Here is a 15,259-nt window from a genome sequence, read left to right as displayed (position 1 = left end):
AAAGCCAGCTCAACTCAAGGAAAATACTTGAAGCGATCTTGTGCTTTCTTTTTTTAGGAAAAAGGAGCGAACCTGATGAATTTTACTGTAAAAGAAGCCGCTGCCGTATTTGGTCAGCAAATTGAAAATGAAACGCCACTTGCCTCTGTGGAATTCGACAGCCGTCTGATCAAAGAAAACAGTCTCTTTGTTCCCTTAGCGGGGACCCGTGACGGACATGAATTTGCCCAACAAGCCAAAGACAATGGGGCGATCGCCACACTGTGGAGCCACCCTACGATCGAACCGCCGCAAGACATCCTTGTGATTCCTGTCACGGATACCGTCAAAGCGTTTCAACAATTGGCACGAGCGTATAAAGAAAAGCTTGCACCGAAAATCATCGGTATTACTGGAAGTAACGGGAAAACGACCACCAAAGATATGGTGGAAGCGGTCATGACCCAAAAGTACCAGACCTATAAAACCCAAGGCAACCACAACAATGAACTAGGCGTGCCTTTGACTATCTTGCATGCGCCAGAAGATACCCAAGTGTTGATTTTAGAAATGGGAATGGATCATGCAGGTGAAATCGAAGTCCTTTCGCGCTTAGCAGAACCTGACGCTGCTGCTATCACGTTGATAGGCGAAGCCCACATTGAAAACTTAGGGTCCAGAGAAGGGATCGCCAAAGCCAAAATGGAGATCACCGCAGGATTGAAAAAAGACGGCTTCTTTATGATGCCAGCTGATGAACCATTGTTAGAGCCCTTTGTTCCCAATTTAACGCAGACCATTGAAACTTTTGGCTTAACTGAGGGAGATCTACAAGGAGACATCGTGGAGGAATCGCAAGATCAGACGATTTTTACGGTAGCAGGTACGACCTTTACCTTACCGGTCTTAGGCGGCTATAATGTCAAAAATGCCTTGATCGCGATTGGGATAGGACGTCATTTTGGTGTAGCAGATGAAGCGATCAAGGAAGGCTTGGCGCATTTTCAATTGACGAAAAATCGGACCCAATGGGTGACTGCTGGTAATGGGGCAGCGATTTTGAGCGATATTTACAATGCCAATCCGACGGCCATGGGTCTGGTATTGGATAGCTTCCGCAAATTGCCTTTAGCAGGACGACGGATCGCCGTATTGGCAGATATGCTTGAATTAGGACCAGATTCTGCACAAATGCACGAGCAGATGGCCGCACACTTGGATGATTCGTTCCAGCTAGTTTTCCTTTATGGCAAAGAAATGCAGGCATTGCAAAAACGACTAGCGAACACTGCCCTTGCTGACAAGGTGCGCTATTTTGCGATTGATGAAAAACCACAGCTGATTGCCTCCTTAATAGAAACTTTAGAACCTTCCGATAGCCTAGTGATCAAAGGCAGCAATGGCATGGGCCTGAGTGAAGTCGTTGATGCACTAAAAGGAATGTAAAAGGGAGTTGAAATCTTGCTGAAACTTTCAAAGCGTGTTATACTTATCTAACGCCGAAAGATGAAGCACAGAATGATTACTGTAAAAAACATTGACGTTTTGAGATAAAATGATGGCTGAGACAAACAACACTTGTTTTAGCCTTTTATAATGCCTTCGTGAAGCGGTTTTTCGGTACCGAGAGAAAGATAAGAGTAAATGGGACTACTCTTGTGTTTCTGAAGAACTAACCTACGCTTCGATGATAGAAAAACAGGCATCGAAAAGATGACCAGCCTAGGAGGATCCATTTGAAATTTAAAGATCTAGAATTATCCAACGAATTATTGACTTCTGTTGAGCGTGCCGGCTTTGAAGAAGCAACACCCATCCAAGAAGCAACGATTCCATTAGCCTTAGCAGGCAAAGACGTGATCGGTCAAGCACAGACCGGTACTGGTAAAACCGCCGCATTTGGTTTGCCAATGTTAGAAAAAATTGACCCAACGAACCATCAACTACAAGGATTAGTGATTGCCCCAACCCGTGAATTAGCGATCCAAACCCAAGAAGAATTGTACCGTCTTGGTAAAGACAAAAAAATTCGTGTACAAGCAGTTTACGGTGGAGCCGATATCGGCCGTCAAATCCGTCAACTAAAAGATCGTCCCCACATCGTAGTTGGTACACCAGGTCGTATGTTAGACCATATCAACCGCCACACCTTGAAATTAGGCACCGTTGAAACGCTTGTATTAGATGAAGCGGATGAAATGTTGAACATGGGCTTCTTGGAAGATATTGAAAAAATCATCAGCCAAGTACCAGATGTTCGTCAAACATTGCTATTTTCAGCAACAATGCCGCCAGCAATCAAAAACATCGGCGTGAAATTCATGAAAGAGCCTGAACATGTACAGATCAAAGCCAAAGAAATGACCGCTGATTTGATCGATCAATACTATGTTCGTTCAAAAGACTACGAAAAATTTGATATCATGACTCGTTTATTGGATGTGCAAACGCCAGAATTGACCATCGTTTTCGGTCGTACGAAACGTCGTGTCGATGAATTGGCGCGCGGCTTAGAAGCCCGCGGCTATAAAGCAGAAGGCATTCATGGAGACCTTTCTCAACAAAAACGAATGAGCGTTTTGCGTTCATTCAAGAGTGGTCAACTAGATATCTTAGTTGCCACAGACGTTGCAGCTCGTGGATTAGATATCTCTGGTGTTACACACGTTTACAACTACGATATCCCTCAAGACCCTGAAAGCTATGTTCACCGGATCGGACGTACTGGCCGTGCTGGAAAAGGTGGAATGTCTGTGACTTTCGTTACACCAAACGAAATGAGCTATCTGCACGTCATTGAAAACTTAACGAAAAAACGGATGACACCAATGCGCCCACCGACCGAAAAAGAAGCGTTCAAAGGTCAATTAGGTGCCGCAATCGAATCTGTTGAAACCAAATTGGATGAAAATGGCTTAGATAAATACTTGCAAGCAGCCGACGATCTATTAGAACGTTATTCTGCACAAGATTTAGCAGCATTGCTTCTAAAAACTATGGCAAAAGATCCTGCTGATTTAGCACCAGTGAAGATCACACCAGAGCGTCCATTGCCTCAAGGGAAAAAATCATTCAACAAAAATGGTCGTCGCAGCAACAATAGCAACGGCAATCGTAACCGCAAAGAAAACGGTGGGAACCGTGGCGGCGGCAACGGCAATAAAGCCCGCGGCAACTATTCAAAAGATGGTGCCCGTAAAAACAATCGCCGCAGCAACGACAAAAAACGTGGTTTCGTAATCAGAAACAACCAAGACTAATTAAGTTTGTGGACCTTGTAAGGAAACTTGCAAGGTCTTTTTTTATATAAAAAACAAATACGAACGATTAAAAATCTTAATCTCCGTATAAACTCGTCAGATTTGAATGGTAATTCGCCATTTTTTTGGTAGAATGGTAACTAGCTGAACAAGGGGTATTTCCAATTTGGAAAACCCTATCTTAGGTGAAGGTAGAGAAAAGAATGATCAAAGGAATCGGGATCGATGCAGTCGAGCTGCCTCGAATGAAAGAATTAATTGAAAAAAAACCTCAGTTTATAACGCGTATTTTAACAGAGAGGGAAGCAAAATTATTTGCACGCTTGCCGCTGAAACGTCAGGTAGAGTTCCTTGGCGGGCGCTATGCCTGCAAAGAAGCGTTCTCGAAAGCTTGGGGGACAGGGATCGGCAAAGTTTCTTTTCATGACATTGAAGTCTTGACCAATGAATTCGGTGCCCCGATCGTTACTAAAGCACCGCATCCTTTAGAAAAAACGTTTGTCAGTATCACCCATACAAATGATACTGCTTTTGCACAAATTATTTTAGAAGTACTAGATAGTGAATAAACCAAGTTGAAGTAGTCTGTCAGTCAAGAAGACTTTGATACTTCATGGACGAACAGCCGACTACATAAAACCAACTTAATTTGTTCGTCTGATCAAGCACTAGTAGAAAGAAGGAACTGGAAATGGTGGTTGCTTACCATAGACCAACGAAAGCGATAATTGATACAACTGCGATTACCGAAAATATCAAACATGAGATTGCTCACTTACCAAGCGAGACATTTCTTTTTGCGGTGGTCAAAGCGAATGGTTACGGACACGGAGCGGTTCAAACCGCTCTTGCAGCCAAAGAAGGCGGCGCAGATGGTTTTTGCGTTGCGACGATCGATGAAGCGATCGAATTGAGAGAAGCAGGGATTACTGACCCGATTTTGATCTTAGGTGTCGTGAATGTGTGTGATATTACCTTGCTGACGACCTATGATTTGTCATTTCCAGTCGCTTCGATGGACTGGCTGATAGAAGCAGGCGCTTATTTAGAGGAGAACCCTCTAAATAAGCCGCTTAAAGTGCATATCAAGGTGGATACTGGTATGGGGAGAATCGGCTTTTTGACTGTCGAAGAAGTGCGCCAAGCCATTCTTTGGTTAGAAGATCACCCCTCTTTTGAGTGGGAAGGGATCTTTACCCATTTCTCCACAGCGGATCAAGCAGACACGAGCTATTGGGAAACCCAGCACCAACGTTTTAAAGAAGTCTTAACTGTTTTGCCCTATTTGCCGACATATATACATACAGGCAATAGCGCAACCTCTTTATGGCACAAAGAAGCAGTAGGAAATATGGTCCGTTTTGGGATCGCAATGTATGGGTTGAACCCATCAGGTCATGCGCTGAGCGAACCATTTTCCTTAAAACCTGCGCTTTCGCTCGTTTCTGAACTGATACAAGTGAAATTACTTGAAAAAGGAGCGGGGATTGGCTATGGTGAAACATATATCACTCCACGTCAGGAATGGATCGGCACCGTGCCTATCGGTTATGCTGACGGCTGGTTACGAAAAATGCAAGGCTTCTCGATCTTAGTAGAAGGCGAGCGTTGTGAGATCGTCGGTCGAGTGTGTATGGATCAATTGATGATTCGTTTGCCGCGGGCATTTGCTGTCGGTACACCAGTCACCTTGATCGGTGAGAATCATGGGGAACAAATTACGATGCAGGATGTTGCAGACCAGTTAGAAACGATTCACTATGAAGTAGCGTGTACCCTTTCAGCAAGGGTTCCGCGAGAATATAAAAGTTAGGGTGGTCCTATGGTAAAAAGGGGAGATATTTATTTTGCCGATCTTTCACCAGTGGTTGGATCGGAGCAAGGCGGGATACGTCCAGTCTTGATCATTCAAAATGACTTGGGGAATCACTTCAGTCCCACTGTGATCATTGCGGCGATCACGGCAAAAATGGCGAAGCCGAAATTACCAACGCATATTGGGATTTCCGCTTCTTGCACAGGGATTGGCAAAGACTCCGTCATTTTGATGGAACAGATTCGCACGATCGACAAAAGCCGTTTGAAAGAAAAGGTTTGTCACTTAGACGATAAAGTGATGTGTGAAGTCGATGCTGCCTTGATGATCAGTATTGGTGTTGAGCCGACCTTTGCCACATCAACGATCGAGGTGTAAATCTGTCAATGGGGTATGTAGTATTAATAGCAGTTGTCATTTTATTGAGTTTCTTTACGTATAAACATATTCGCCGTTTTCTTTCAGAAACAAAAAAGCGCAACGAAACCATGGAACAAGGATATTATCTTGTGAGTCATACATATGAAGAAAAGCGGGAACAGACACATTATTACGGCGTTTTTCAGCAGGGAGACAAAGAGCTGATACTAGAAATGTCGCTACAACTTTATTTACAACTGCAGCCGCCGCAACGGGGCATGTTGACCGCCAAAGAAGGCAGAGTGCTTTCTTTTGAAATGTGATCATGTAATGAAAGTAACGCGCACGAGGAAACAGCCCCCTCATGAAAACAAGCAGGAAAGAGCCGCTTTGTTTCGTACATCGGAGCAGGTTCTGTCACTGCTTGTTTTTTTCATGCAGGTCTTTGTGAGAGGTTTCCTATGGCCAAAGATTCAATGAATGGAAGAAAGAGCATCTTCAAAAAAGAGGAATACCACAAAAGCGTGGGGCTAGAATGCTTTGAAGATCAGGCAATGTACGGTTGCTTTTCACAAAGAATTCAGTTATAGTATGTAGCGACTAGTTTGAAAAGAGGGAAAAAAGTGAACCCATCGATTTATGGACTTACCAAATCAGATTTATCTTTGTGGATAACTGAACAAAATGAAAAGAAATTCCGTGCCAACCAAGTGTGGGAGTGGCTCTATGAAAAACGAGTAACCAGCTTTGAAGAAATGACCAATCTACCGAAACCTTTGATTGAGAAACTGTCGGCAGCCTTTGTGATCAATCCCCTGAAACAGATGGTGGTACAAGAAGCCAGTGACGGAACCGTCAAGTATTTATTCCAATTGCCAGACAATCACATGATTGAAACGGTCTTGATGCGTCAAGAATATGGCATGTCCGTTTGTGTGACGACCCAAGTCGGCTGCAACATCGGCTGTACGTTTTGTGCCAGTGGGTTATTAAAGAAGCAACGAGACTTAACGGCAGGCGAGATCGTGGCTCAAATCATGTTAGTACAACACTATTTTGATGAACGCAATGAGGGGGAACGAGTCTCTCACGTGGTGGTCATGGGGATTGGCGAACCCTTTGATAACTATGACAATGTGATGCATTTCTTACAGATCATCAATGACCCGAAAGGCTTAGCGATCGGCGCGCGGCATATTACTGTGTCAACCAGCGGCTTAGCGCATAAAATTAGAGAGTTTGCGGAGAACGGCTTGCAAGTGAACCTAGCGATTTCGCTGCATGCCCCAAATAACGAAGTCAGAACCTCCATGATGCGGATCAATCGGAGTTTCCCGATTGAAAAGCTGATGGCAGCGGTCGACTATTATTTAGAAAAAACCAATCGTCGGATCACATTTGAGTACATCATGCTGGATCATGTCAATGACCGGCCAGAACATGCCCGTCAGTTGGCAGCTTTATTGAAGGATAAAAAGAAATTGTCATACGTCAACTTGATCCCATATAACCCAGTGAGTGAGCATGACCAATACGCTCGAAGTAAAAAAGCGGATGTGTTAGCCTTTTATGACATTTTAAAGAAAAACGGTATCAATTGCGTGATTCGTAAAGAACACGGGACAGATATCGACGCAGCTTGCGGACAGCTGCGAAGCAAACAAATGAAAAAAGAAGCCTCCGCTTCTTAAACGCAAAAAGCAAAAGAAGGACTGCACAAGCGCAGTTCTTCTTTTTGTTATTTACTATCTAAGTAATTAAAAAACACATTAAAGAAAGCGTATTCCTCGAAAGAAAATTCAAAAAACATTGTTTTACAAGAAAAAAATAGATTATACTAAAAGCTGGTATCCATTAAAAATAACTTATCGTGAAAGGATGATTTGATGGAATGGATTAAATTAATTGGTATTCTAGTTATTTTAGTCGGTTTTTTGCTGAAGCTAGATACTATTGCTGTCGTAATCGTTGCTGGTTTTGTCACCGCGCTTGTGTCGGGGATTTCTGTTGTTGATTTTTTAACAATGTTAGGAGAAGCGTTTGTCAATAATCGACTCGTTACACTGTTCTTACTGACACTACCGATGGTCGGCTTGTCAGAACGTTTTGGCTTGAAGCAGCAGGCAGTCATATTGATTGAAAAGATCAAAGGCTTAACACCAGGGAAGTTCTTGAGCTTGTACTTGTTTATTCGAGAACTTGCTGGCTTTTTCTCTATTCGGATCCAAGGACATACACAATTTATCCGCCCGATCGTTAACCCGATGGCGCAAGCTGCTGGGGAAAACAAATTTGGGGAACTGGATGAAAAAGATCAGGAAAAAATCAAAGCTCGGGCTGCCGCTAACGAAAACTTCGGGAATTTCTTTGCCCAAAATACCTTTGTGGCTGCTTCTGGTGTGCTATTGATCGTAGGAACATTGCAATCTCTTGGCTACGATGTGGCAGCTAGTTCGATCGCGCAAGCCTCATTGCCGATCGCATTGATCGTCTTAGTCATTGCTACATTGTCGAACCTGCTCTTTGATCGTAAATTAGCAAAAAAATATGGCAAGAAGGAGGACAAATAGATGGAAGGAATCGTTAACGGATTACTGGAATTCTTTTATATCTTGATCGGATTGCTGTCGATCATGACGGCTGTACGGGTTTTTCGCGAAGCGGATCATCCCACCCGATTAGGCACCTCTGCTTTTTGGTTACTGCTAGGGATCGTCTTTGCTTTCGGGAATTTCTTGCCGTATCTTGTGGACGGGATTTTGATCGTTTTGATGGGCTGTTTGACCTTCTTCAAACAAGTGCAGATTGGTAAAATCGTGGACGTGGATGATGAAAAAGCAGAAGCATCGGCTAAACGGATCGGTAGTACGATCTTCGTGCCATGTATCAGCTTAGCATTGATCGCTGTGGTGATTTCTTATACACCATTAGGGGGCCAAGTGGGGATCGGGATCGCATCGATCTTAGCGCTCTTGTTGGCAGTCGTGTTGACTTCCGCTAAACCGAAAACAGTGCTGGACGATTCCGATCGGATGCTTCGTCAAGTCGGAACTGCCGGTATCTTGCCGCAGTTATTAGCAGCACTAGGTGTCATTTTTAACGCTGCTGGTGTCGGTGATGTGATTTCTCAAGGAATCTCTGGTGTCGTGCCAGAAGGCAATCGTTTTATCGGTGTCGTGGCTTACTGTTTAGGAATGATGATCTTTACTATGATCATGGGAAATGGTTTTGCGGCATTTACCGTTATTACCGCAGGCATCGGTGTACCTTTTGTGATGGCGCAAGGCGGCGACCCAGTCGTTGCTGGTGCGTTGGCAATGACCGCTGGTTTTTGTGGCACATTGCTGACTCCGATGGCAGCCAATTTCAACGCATTGCCAGTGGCCTTGTTAGAGATGAAAGACCCCAATGGCGTCATTAAAGCACAAGCCCCAATTGCTTTATTATTGTTAGTGATCCACATCGCTTTAATGTACTTTTGGGCATTTTAGTGGTAAAACAAAGAGGGAAGGATGATGGAAATGAAACTACTAATTACCGGATTTGATCCATTTGGCGGAGAAGCAATCAATCCTGCCTTAGAAGCAGTGAAATTGTTGCCAGATACAATTCATGGTGCACAGATCGTGAAAGCAGAGATCCCCACTGTATTTGGGAAATCAGCAGCGATCGTCGCAGAGAAAATTGAAGAGATCCACCCAGATGTCGTTTTAAACATTGGCCAAGCGGGTGGACGGTTTGCCATCTCACCAGAACGAGTGGCGATCAATGTGGATGATGCCCGGATTCCTGATAACGAAGGCAATCAACCCGTCGATGAAGCGATCCAAACAGAAGGGAAGCCTGCTTACTTCACACAACTGCCGATCAAAGCAATGGTAGAAAACATGAAAAAAGCAGGAATACCTGCAGCCGTTTCTAATACTGCTGGAACCTTCGTCTGCAACCACATCATGTATCAAGTACAATACATGATCGATACAAAATACCCTGAAATGAAGGGCGGTTTTATCCACGTGCCGTTTATTCCTCAGCAAGTCGTCGATAAAGCAGGACAGCCTGCAATGAGCATCGAAGACATTGCCAAAGGATTGACTGCAGCGGTGGAAGCCATCGTTGATTATGCCGACAAAGAAGATCTAAAAGCAATTGGCGGCGCGATCCATTAATCATTAAAGAGTACATCCTTTCGGGGATGAAACAAATGTCTTTAAGGCGAGAAGACCTGATCAGCAAGCATGCGATCAGGTCTTTTTTTGGACTATTTTGATAAAAATCATTGGCGATTTCTGTATGTTTACCCTTCTATCAGACATTTCTCATTTTGACGGATCAAATGAAAAAGAAAGACGGAAAATGAATGTAAGTTACATTTAACCATGTTTTTTTATTATTTTTTTTGCTTTATTTCTTATAAATAAAGAAAGGAAAAATAGCATTTAACGAATGTTTGATGAGAGTAAGGTAAGTAAATACCAAGAAAACTTTCTGTCTGAGGTGTTTTTTATCGAAAAAAGGATTGCTTTTTTAATAATTATTAATTAAAATCTTATCTAACTTCAGAAATCGCATGATTATTCTGAAAATTAATTCAATTAAGGGGTAGGACAGGATGAAGAATAAATGGGCCTATGGTTTAGTGGCTGTGTGTGGCGTGGCGTTAGCCGGTTGTACAACGGGCGGAACAAATAGTTCAAGCAATGACACAGCAGCAAGCGGCGACAGCAGTGCAGAACAAGTGTTTAACGTAGTGGTTTCACAAGAAATGCCAAGTGCGGATCTCTCATTAGCAACCGATACGATCAGCTTCAGTGCATTGAACAATGTATATGAAGGACTTTATCGTTTGGATGCTGACAGTACACCACAACCTGCTGGTGCAGCTGAAGCAGCTGAAGTCAGCGAGGATGGACTGACTTACAAGATCAAATTACGTGAAGATGCGAAATGGTCAAATGGTGACCCTGTTACAGCAGCAGATTACGTCTATGGTTGGCAACGGACAGTCAAACCTGAAACAGCATCAGAATACGCGTATCTATTTTCACCAGTTAAGAACGCAGATGCCATCACAGCAGGCGATACGGATCCATCAGAGCTAGGCATCAAAGCAGTGGGGGATTATGAATTAGAAATCACCCTAGCAAAAGCAACACCTTACTTTGATTACTTATTAGCATTCCCATCCTTCTTCCCACAAAATCAAAAAGTGGTCGAAGAAAATGGCGATCAATATGCGTCAACCAGTGACAATGCTGTCTATAATGGACCGTTTGTCTTGACTGGGTTTGATGGACCAGGAACGGATACGGAATGGGCTTATGAAAAGAACGACCAATATTGGGACAAAGATACTGTTAAATTACAAACGATCAATGTAAGCGTCGTGAAGGAATCCTCAACTGCCTTGAACCTTTTCCAAGATGGTCAAGCAGATGATGTCATCCTAACAGGTGAATTAGCGCAACAAATGGCTAACGATGAAGCCTTCGTTTCTCAACCAGAAGCAACGACTTCTTACCTAGAATTGAACCAACGTGATGAAGATTCACCTTTCCGTAACGAAAACTTACGTAAAGCGATCTCTTATGCGATTGATCGTGATGCCTTAGTGACATCGATCTTAGGGGATGGTTCGATTGCTTCAACTGGGTTGGTACCAGAAGGTATGACCTTCAGCCCTGGCGATCATACGGACTTCACGGAAGCAGCTGGCAGCGTCATTGAATACAATGAAGAGCAAGCCAAAGAACATTGGGAAAAAGCCAAAGAAGAATTAGGGATCGATTCATTAGAATTTGATATCTTAGCTTCTGATACAGACTCAACGAAGAAAATCATTGAGTACTTGCAAGATACGATCGAAAAAACATTGGACGGTGTGAAAGTCACGTTAAGTCCAGTACCATTCTCTGTTCGTTTGGATCGTTCAAACGCTGGTGATTTTGATACAGTAATGGGCGGTTGGGGTGCTGACTATGCCGATGCAAGTAGCTTTACTGACTTGTTTACGACAGGCAACTCATACAACCGTGGGCAATGGAGCAACGAAGAATACGATGCAGCCGTTGAAGCAGCGGGTACAACCAATGCCAATGACCCTGACAAACGTTGGGAAGACCTAGTCAATGCAGAAAAAATCATTATGAATGAACAAGGTGTCATTCCAGTTTATCAAAAAGCGGAAGCACACTTACGTGCAACAAAAGTCAAAGGTGTTGTTGCTCACGCAGCGGGCGCACAATACGACTACAAGTGGACATCAATCGAATAATCACGAGTAGTTGACTTGAAATGCCGAAGAAAAGGCTGGGACAATTTCTTGTCTCAGCCTTTTGCTTCTCATTTCAATGAGTAAAACTATAAGAATGAAATTAACTAGTAGCAATCATTAAAAAGAGCAATGAAAGGAATAACAAGAAGACACCAGGCCATAACCAAAAGGCGTAGCTCTGTTTGCCGACTTGGGATAATTTCAGATAATCTGTTTTATTTTTGGAAAAAGCTTTCTTCATGGAGTATTGAAAATGGTCAAAGAAACCAGAAGCAAATACCCATAAAAAACCGCCAATGATCAAAAAGAACAGCGCCCACAAGAAAAGGGCATCTGAAAGAGCTGCTATGGAAAATTCATTTTTTATGGCTAACCATCCGCCAGAAATTGCGAGGCATAGGAGGGGTATGAGCCCACTACTTTTTTTTATTTTCATGATCTGACTCCTTTTTAATGATTCGTACTATGTTAATTTACATAATTATTGAATAGAAGTCAAAATACTTAAGGGGGAAACTGCGTGAACAGCTTTTTGAAATATTTATTGAAACGAGTGTTCTACATGGTCTTAACATTATGGCTGATTGCCACGATCACCTTTTTCTTGATGCAATTTTTGCCAGGAACACCATATACGAATGCTGAAAAATTAAGTCCAGAACAAATTGCCTTGCTAAATGAGCAAGCAGGATTGGACAAACCGATCATTACCCAATATTGGCTTTATTTGACCAATTTACTAAAAGGTGACTTTGGGATCTCTTTCCAATTTAAAAACCAGCCAGTAGCGAATTTACTATCAGGAAGAATCGGACCTTCACTGCAACTAGGGCTACAAGCGATCATCTTTGGTACGTTCTTTGGGATCATTTTAGGAACGATCTCTGCGATGAAACAAAATACTTGGATCGATACAACGTCTACCTTAGTGGCGATCTTAGGACGTTCGATCCCTAACTTTGTCTTTGCCGTGTTGCTACAATACATTTTTGCCATCAAACTAGGGATCTTACCGATTGCCAAGTGGGAGACCTTTGCCAGCACGATCCTACCGACCGTCGCCTTGGCGATGTCGCCGTTAGCGGATTCCGCCAGGTTTATTCGAACCGAGATGGTGGAAGTGCTGCATAGTGACTATGTCGAGTTGGCACGAGCAAAAGGGTTAAGCCGCTGGGAAATTGCCTTCAAGCATGGTTTGCGGAATAGTTTGATTCCGTTATTGACGCTGTTAGGGCCGCTAGCTGTCGGTTTGATGACGGGTTCTCTTGTCGTAGAAAATATTTTTGCGATCCCAGGTATCGGTGAACAGTTCGTAAAATCAATCATGACCAATGACTATCCAACGATCATGGCGGTAACAATTCTTTATTCCGCGATGTTGGTCTTTGTTATTCTTGTTGTTGATATTTTATATGGAATCGTTGATCCGCGGATCCGAGTTTCAGAAGGGAGTCGTGGCTAATGGCAGAGAAACCTTACACAGCAAATGATGTTGCTGCCATCGATGCAGCCAAATTTCAACCGTTACAAAAAAATACCAATGAAGAGCGTGAAGCGATCGCAACCCCTTCATTAACGTTTTTCCAAGATTCATGGCGTCGTCTGAAAAAGAACAAAGCCGCGGTCTTCTCAATCATTTTGTTGCTGATCATTATCGCGATCTCAATCATTACGATTTTTGTCTCGCCGCATGATCCAACCGCGCAAAATGTAACCTTTACAAATCTGCCGCCGAAAATTCCTGGTATCAACATCAATGGCTTAAACGGCTATGCGATGGTGGGAGGCGAGCTAGTAGATAAGTATGCAGCTGCCAATGTTCCTGACGGGACGTATTTCCTTTTAGGAACGGATGGCTTGGGTCGTGACCTATTGAGTCGTCTATTTGTAGGAACACGTATTTCCTTGTTGATCGCGTTTATCGCGGCAATGCTTGACATTATCTTTGGTGTAACCTATGGCCTGATCTCTGGTCTTTTAGGTGGACGGATCGATAATGTGATGCAACGTTTTCTAGAAATCTTATCTGGTATTCCCAACTTAGTGGTAATGATCTTGATGTTGGTGGTTTTTGAACCTGGGATCTTCTCGATCGTGGCAGCAATGGCGATCACTAACTGGATTCCAATGGCGCGGATCGTACGGGCCCAAACGATGAAACTAAAAGATCAAGAATTCGTTTTAGCCGCAACGACGCTGGGGGAAAGTCGCCTCAAGATTGCGATGAAACACGTATTACCGAATATTTCCAGCGTGATCATCGTACAAATGATGTTCAGTATCCCCTCGGCGATTTTCTTCGAGGCCTTCCTAAGCTTTATTGGGCTAGGATTAAAACCACCTTCAGCATCTTTAGGGATGTTACTAAGCGATGGCTACAAAACCTTCTTGTTCCTGCCTTACCAAATGTGGGTACCAGCTGTGACCTTGTCTGTGATTATGATTGGGTTCAACTTGCTGGCAGACGGTTTGCGTGATGCCTTTGATCCGAAAATGAAAGAGTGATTGCTATGAAAAAAGTCTTAGAAGTGAAAAACTTAGAAATTTCTTTTGACACCTTTGCTGGGAAAGTCCAAGCGATCCGCGATGTCAGTTTCGATCTATACAAAGGAGAAACCTTGGCGATCGTGGGCGAATCTGGGAGCGGCAAGTCCGTGACGACCCGCAGTATCATGGGGTTGTTAGCCAGCAATGCCAATGTCGATAATGGCCAGATCCTCTTCAATGGGACGGACATTTTGAAAAAATCCGAAAAAGAACTGCAAAAAATCCGTGGCAAGGAAATCGCCATGATTTTCCAAGATCCAATGACTTCATTGGACCCAACGATGCCGATTGGCAAGCAAGTGGCAGAATCATTGATGAAGCACAACAAAATCAGTAAAAAAGAAGGCTTGCGACAAGCGTTGGAACTATTGAACCTTGTCGGCATCCCGAATGCTGAGAAACGCTTGAAAAATTATCCGCATCAATTTTCTGGTGGTCAGCGGCAGCGGATCGTCATTGCGATCGCGTTGATCTGTTACCCGCAGATCTTGATTGCAGATGAACCAACGACTGCATTGGATGTAACGATCCAAGCACAAATCTTAGAGTTATTAAAAGATATCCAGAAGAAAATCAATTCGTCCATCGTCTTCATTACCCATGACTTAGGGGTCGTTGCCAATGTGGCGGATCGGGTGGCCGTGATGTACGGTGGGAAAATCGTCGAAGTGGGGACCGCAGAAGAGATCTTCTACAACCCGCAACATCCATACACTTGGGGCTTGTTAGGTTCTATGCCGACGTTAGAAGGAACAGGCGATCGCTTGTACGCGATTCCTGGTTCACCTCCAGATTTGTTAGATCCGCCAACAGGCGATGCTTTTTATCCACGGAACGAGTTTGCCTTGCAGATCGATGCTGAACAGCAACCGCCATTCTTTGACGTCTCACCGACGCACAAAGCGGCCACTTGGCTATTAGCGCCGCAAGCACCGAAAGTGACTCCGCCGGATGAGATCTTGATTCGCTGGAAAAAATTCCAAGAAAAAAATACTCAGGCATCTGTCTAAAGGAGGAGAAACG

At 43.6% G+C, this 15,259-nt stretch carries 15 protein-coding genes; 14 read left to right on the top strand and 1 reads right to left on the bottom strand.

Annotation, left to right across the window (positions count from 1 at the left end; translation table 11 throughout):
* The first annotated feature begins 75 nt into the window (after positions 1 to 75).
* From murF to A5867_RS16080, 11 genes are all read left to right on the top strand, one after another.
* Positions 76 to 1,425 (top strand): UDP-N-acetylmuramoyl-tripeptide--D-alanyl-D-alanine ligase, encoded by a 1,350-nt coding sequence (gene murF / locus A5867_RS16130; protein WP_087628032.1) that lies wholly within the window; start codon positions 76 to 78, stop codon positions 1,423 to 1,425.
* A 290-nt stretch (positions 1,426 to 1,715) separates the two neighbouring features.
* Complete coding sequence (locus tag A5867_RS16125; RefSeq protein WP_005227956.1) at positions 1,716 to 3,239, top strand: DEAD/DEAH box helicase; 1,524 nt, start codon at positions 1,716 to 1,718, stop codon at positions 3,237 to 3,239.
* A gap of 203 nt (positions 3,240 to 3,442) precedes the next feature.
* Positions 3,443 to 3,808: a holo-ACP synthase gene (gene acpS / locus A5867_RS16120; protein WP_005227957.1), complete on the top strand. Its 366-nt coding sequence runs from the start codon at positions 3,443 to 3,445 to the stop codon at positions 3,806 to 3,808.
* Between the two features lie 122 nt (positions 3,809 to 3,930).
* Positions 3,931 to 5,052, top strand: coding sequence for an alanine racemase (gene alr / locus A5867_RS16115; RefSeq protein ID WP_087628031.1), 1,122 nt, complete (start codon positions 3,931 to 3,933; stop codon positions 5,050 to 5,052).
* A gap of 9 nt (positions 5,053 to 5,061) precedes the next feature.
* Entirely contained in the window at positions 5,062 to 5,433 is a 372-nt protein-coding gene (locus A5867_RS16110) for a type II toxin-antitoxin system PemK/MazF family toxin (protein WP_005227961.1), read from the top strand.
* Positions 5,434 to 5,441: 8 nt separating this feature from the next.
* Positions 5,442 to 5,738, top strand: a complete 297-nt coding sequence (locus A5867_RS16105) for a hypothetical protein (protein WP_005227970.1) — start codon at positions 5,442 to 5,444, stop codon at positions 5,736 to 5,738.
* Between the two features lie 300 nt (positions 5,739 to 6,038).
* Entirely contained in the window at positions 6,039 to 7,106 is a 1,068-nt protein-coding gene (gene rlmN / locus A5867_RS16100) for a 23S rRNA (adenine(2503)-C(2))-methyltransferase RlmN (RefSeq protein ID WP_015510422.1), read from the top strand.
* A gap of 195 nt (positions 7,107 to 7,301) precedes the next feature.
* A complete protein-coding gene (locus tag A5867_RS16095; RefSeq protein ID WP_010749105.1) occupies positions 7,302 to 7,985 on the top strand; it encodes a DUF969 domain-containing protein in 684 nt (227 codons plus the stop codon).
* Positions 7,986 to 8,906, top strand: coding sequence for a DUF979 domain-containing protein (locus A5867_RS16090; RefSeq protein WP_005227977.1), 921 nt, complete (start codon positions 7,986 to 7,988; stop codon positions 8,904 to 8,906).
* A 30-nt stretch (positions 8,907 to 8,936) separates the two neighbouring features.
* A complete protein-coding gene (pcp, locus tag A5867_RS16085) occupies positions 8,937 to 9,584 on the top strand; it encodes a pyroglutamyl-peptidase I (RefSeq protein ID WP_005227979.1) in 648 nt (215 codons plus the stop codon).
* 443 nt (positions 9,585 to 10,027) lie between these two features.
* Positions 10,028 to 11,689 (top strand): peptide ABC transporter substrate-binding protein, encoded by a 1,662-nt coding sequence (locus A5867_RS16080; RefSeq protein WP_005227982.1) that lies wholly within the window; start codon positions 10,028 to 10,030, stop codon positions 11,687 to 11,689.
* A gap of 100 nt (positions 11,690 to 11,789) precedes the next feature.
* Here A5867_RS16080 and A5867_RS16075 read toward each other — a convergent pair whose 3' ends face one another.
* Positions 11,790 to 12,125: a DUF3899 domain-containing protein gene (locus tag A5867_RS16075; RefSeq protein ID WP_005227990.1), complete on the bottom strand. Its 336-nt coding sequence runs from the start codon at positions 12,123 to 12,125 to the stop codon at positions 11,790 to 11,792.
* Positions 12,126 to 12,209: 84 nt separating this feature from the next.
* On the opposite strand from A5867_RS16075, the gene opp3b reads away from it, so the two are divergent.
* Genes opp3b through A5867_RS16060 form a run of 3 tightly spaced genes read left to right on the top strand, consistent with a single transcriptional unit; the run spans position 12,210 to position 15,246 of the window.
* Positions 12,210 to 13,151, top strand: a complete 942-nt coding sequence (gene opp3b, locus A5867_RS16070; RefSeq protein ID WP_005227991.1) for an oligopeptide ABC transporter permease — start codon at positions 12,210 to 12,212, stop codon at positions 13,149 to 13,151.
* Entirely contained in the window at positions 13,151 to 14,194 is a 1,044-nt protein-coding gene (locus tag A5867_RS16065; protein WP_005227994.1) for an ABC transporter permease, read from the top strand. Before opp3b ends, A5867_RS16065 begins: the two co-directional genes overlap by 1 nt.
* The gene (locus tag A5867_RS16060; RefSeq protein ID WP_216593164.1) at positions 14,194 to 15,246 is read left to right on the top strand and encodes an ABC transporter ATP-binding protein; all 1,053 of its coding nucleotides are present in this window, start codon (positions 14,194 to 14,196) and stop codon (positions 15,244 to 15,246) included. The genes A5867_RS16065 and A5867_RS16060 overlap by 1 nt, the downstream gene beginning before the upstream one ends.
* Positions 15,247 to 15,259: the final 13 nt, after the last annotated feature.

This window comes from Enterococcus sp. 6D12_DIV0197, from assembly GCF_002174385.1.
GTDB classification, from domain to species: Bacteria; Bacillota; Bacilli; order Lactobacillales; family Enterococcaceae; genus Enterococcus_D; species Enterococcus_D casseliflavus.
The sequence above is the reverse complement of the archived record's forward strand: the minus strand, read 5'-3'. Positions and strand labels throughout refer to the sequence as shown.

Bases quoted from the DNA above. Each gene is read 5' to 3' on its own strand.
- acpS (WP_005227957.1), top strand. From the start codon at position 3,443: ATGATCAAAGGAATCGGGATCGATGCAGTCGAGCTGCCTCGAATGAAA.
- A5867_RS16080 (WP_005227982.1), top strand. From the start codon at position 10,028: ATGAAGAATAAATGGGCCTATGGTTTAGTGGCTGTGTGTGGCGTGGCG.
- A5867_RS16065 (WP_005227994.1), top strand. From the start codon at position 13,151: ATGGCAGAGAAACCTTACACAGCAAATGATGTTGCTGCCATCGATGCA.
- A5867_RS16105 (WP_005227970.1), top strand. From the start codon at position 5,442: ATGGGGTATGTAGTATTAATAGCAGTTGTCATTTTATTGAGTTTCTTT.
- murF (WP_087628032.1), top strand. From the start codon at position 76: ATGAATTTTACTGTAAAAGAAGCCGCTGCCGTATTTGGTCAGCAAATT.
- A5867_RS16075 (WP_005227990.1), bottom strand. From the start codon at position 12,125: ATGAAAATAAAAAAAAGTAGTGGGCTCATACCCCTCCTATGCCTCGCA.
- A5867_RS16110 (WP_005227961.1), top strand. From the start codon at position 5,062: ATGGTAAAAAGGGGAGATATTTATTTTGCCGATCTTTCACCAGTGGTT.
- alr (WP_087628031.1), top strand. From the start codon at position 3,931: ATGGTGGTTGCTTACCATAGACCAACGAAAGCGATAATTGATACAACT.
- A5867_RS16090 (WP_005227977.1), top strand. From the start codon at position 7,986: ATGGAAGGAATCGTTAACGGATTACTGGAATTCTTTTATATCTTGATC.
- pcp (WP_005227979.1), top strand. From the start codon at position 8,937: ATGAAACTACTAATTACCGGATTTGATCCATTTGGCGGAGAAGCAATC.
- A5867_RS16095 (WP_010749105.1), top strand. From the start codon at position 7,302: ATGGAATGGATTAAATTAATTGGTATTCTAGTTATTTTAGTCGGTTTT.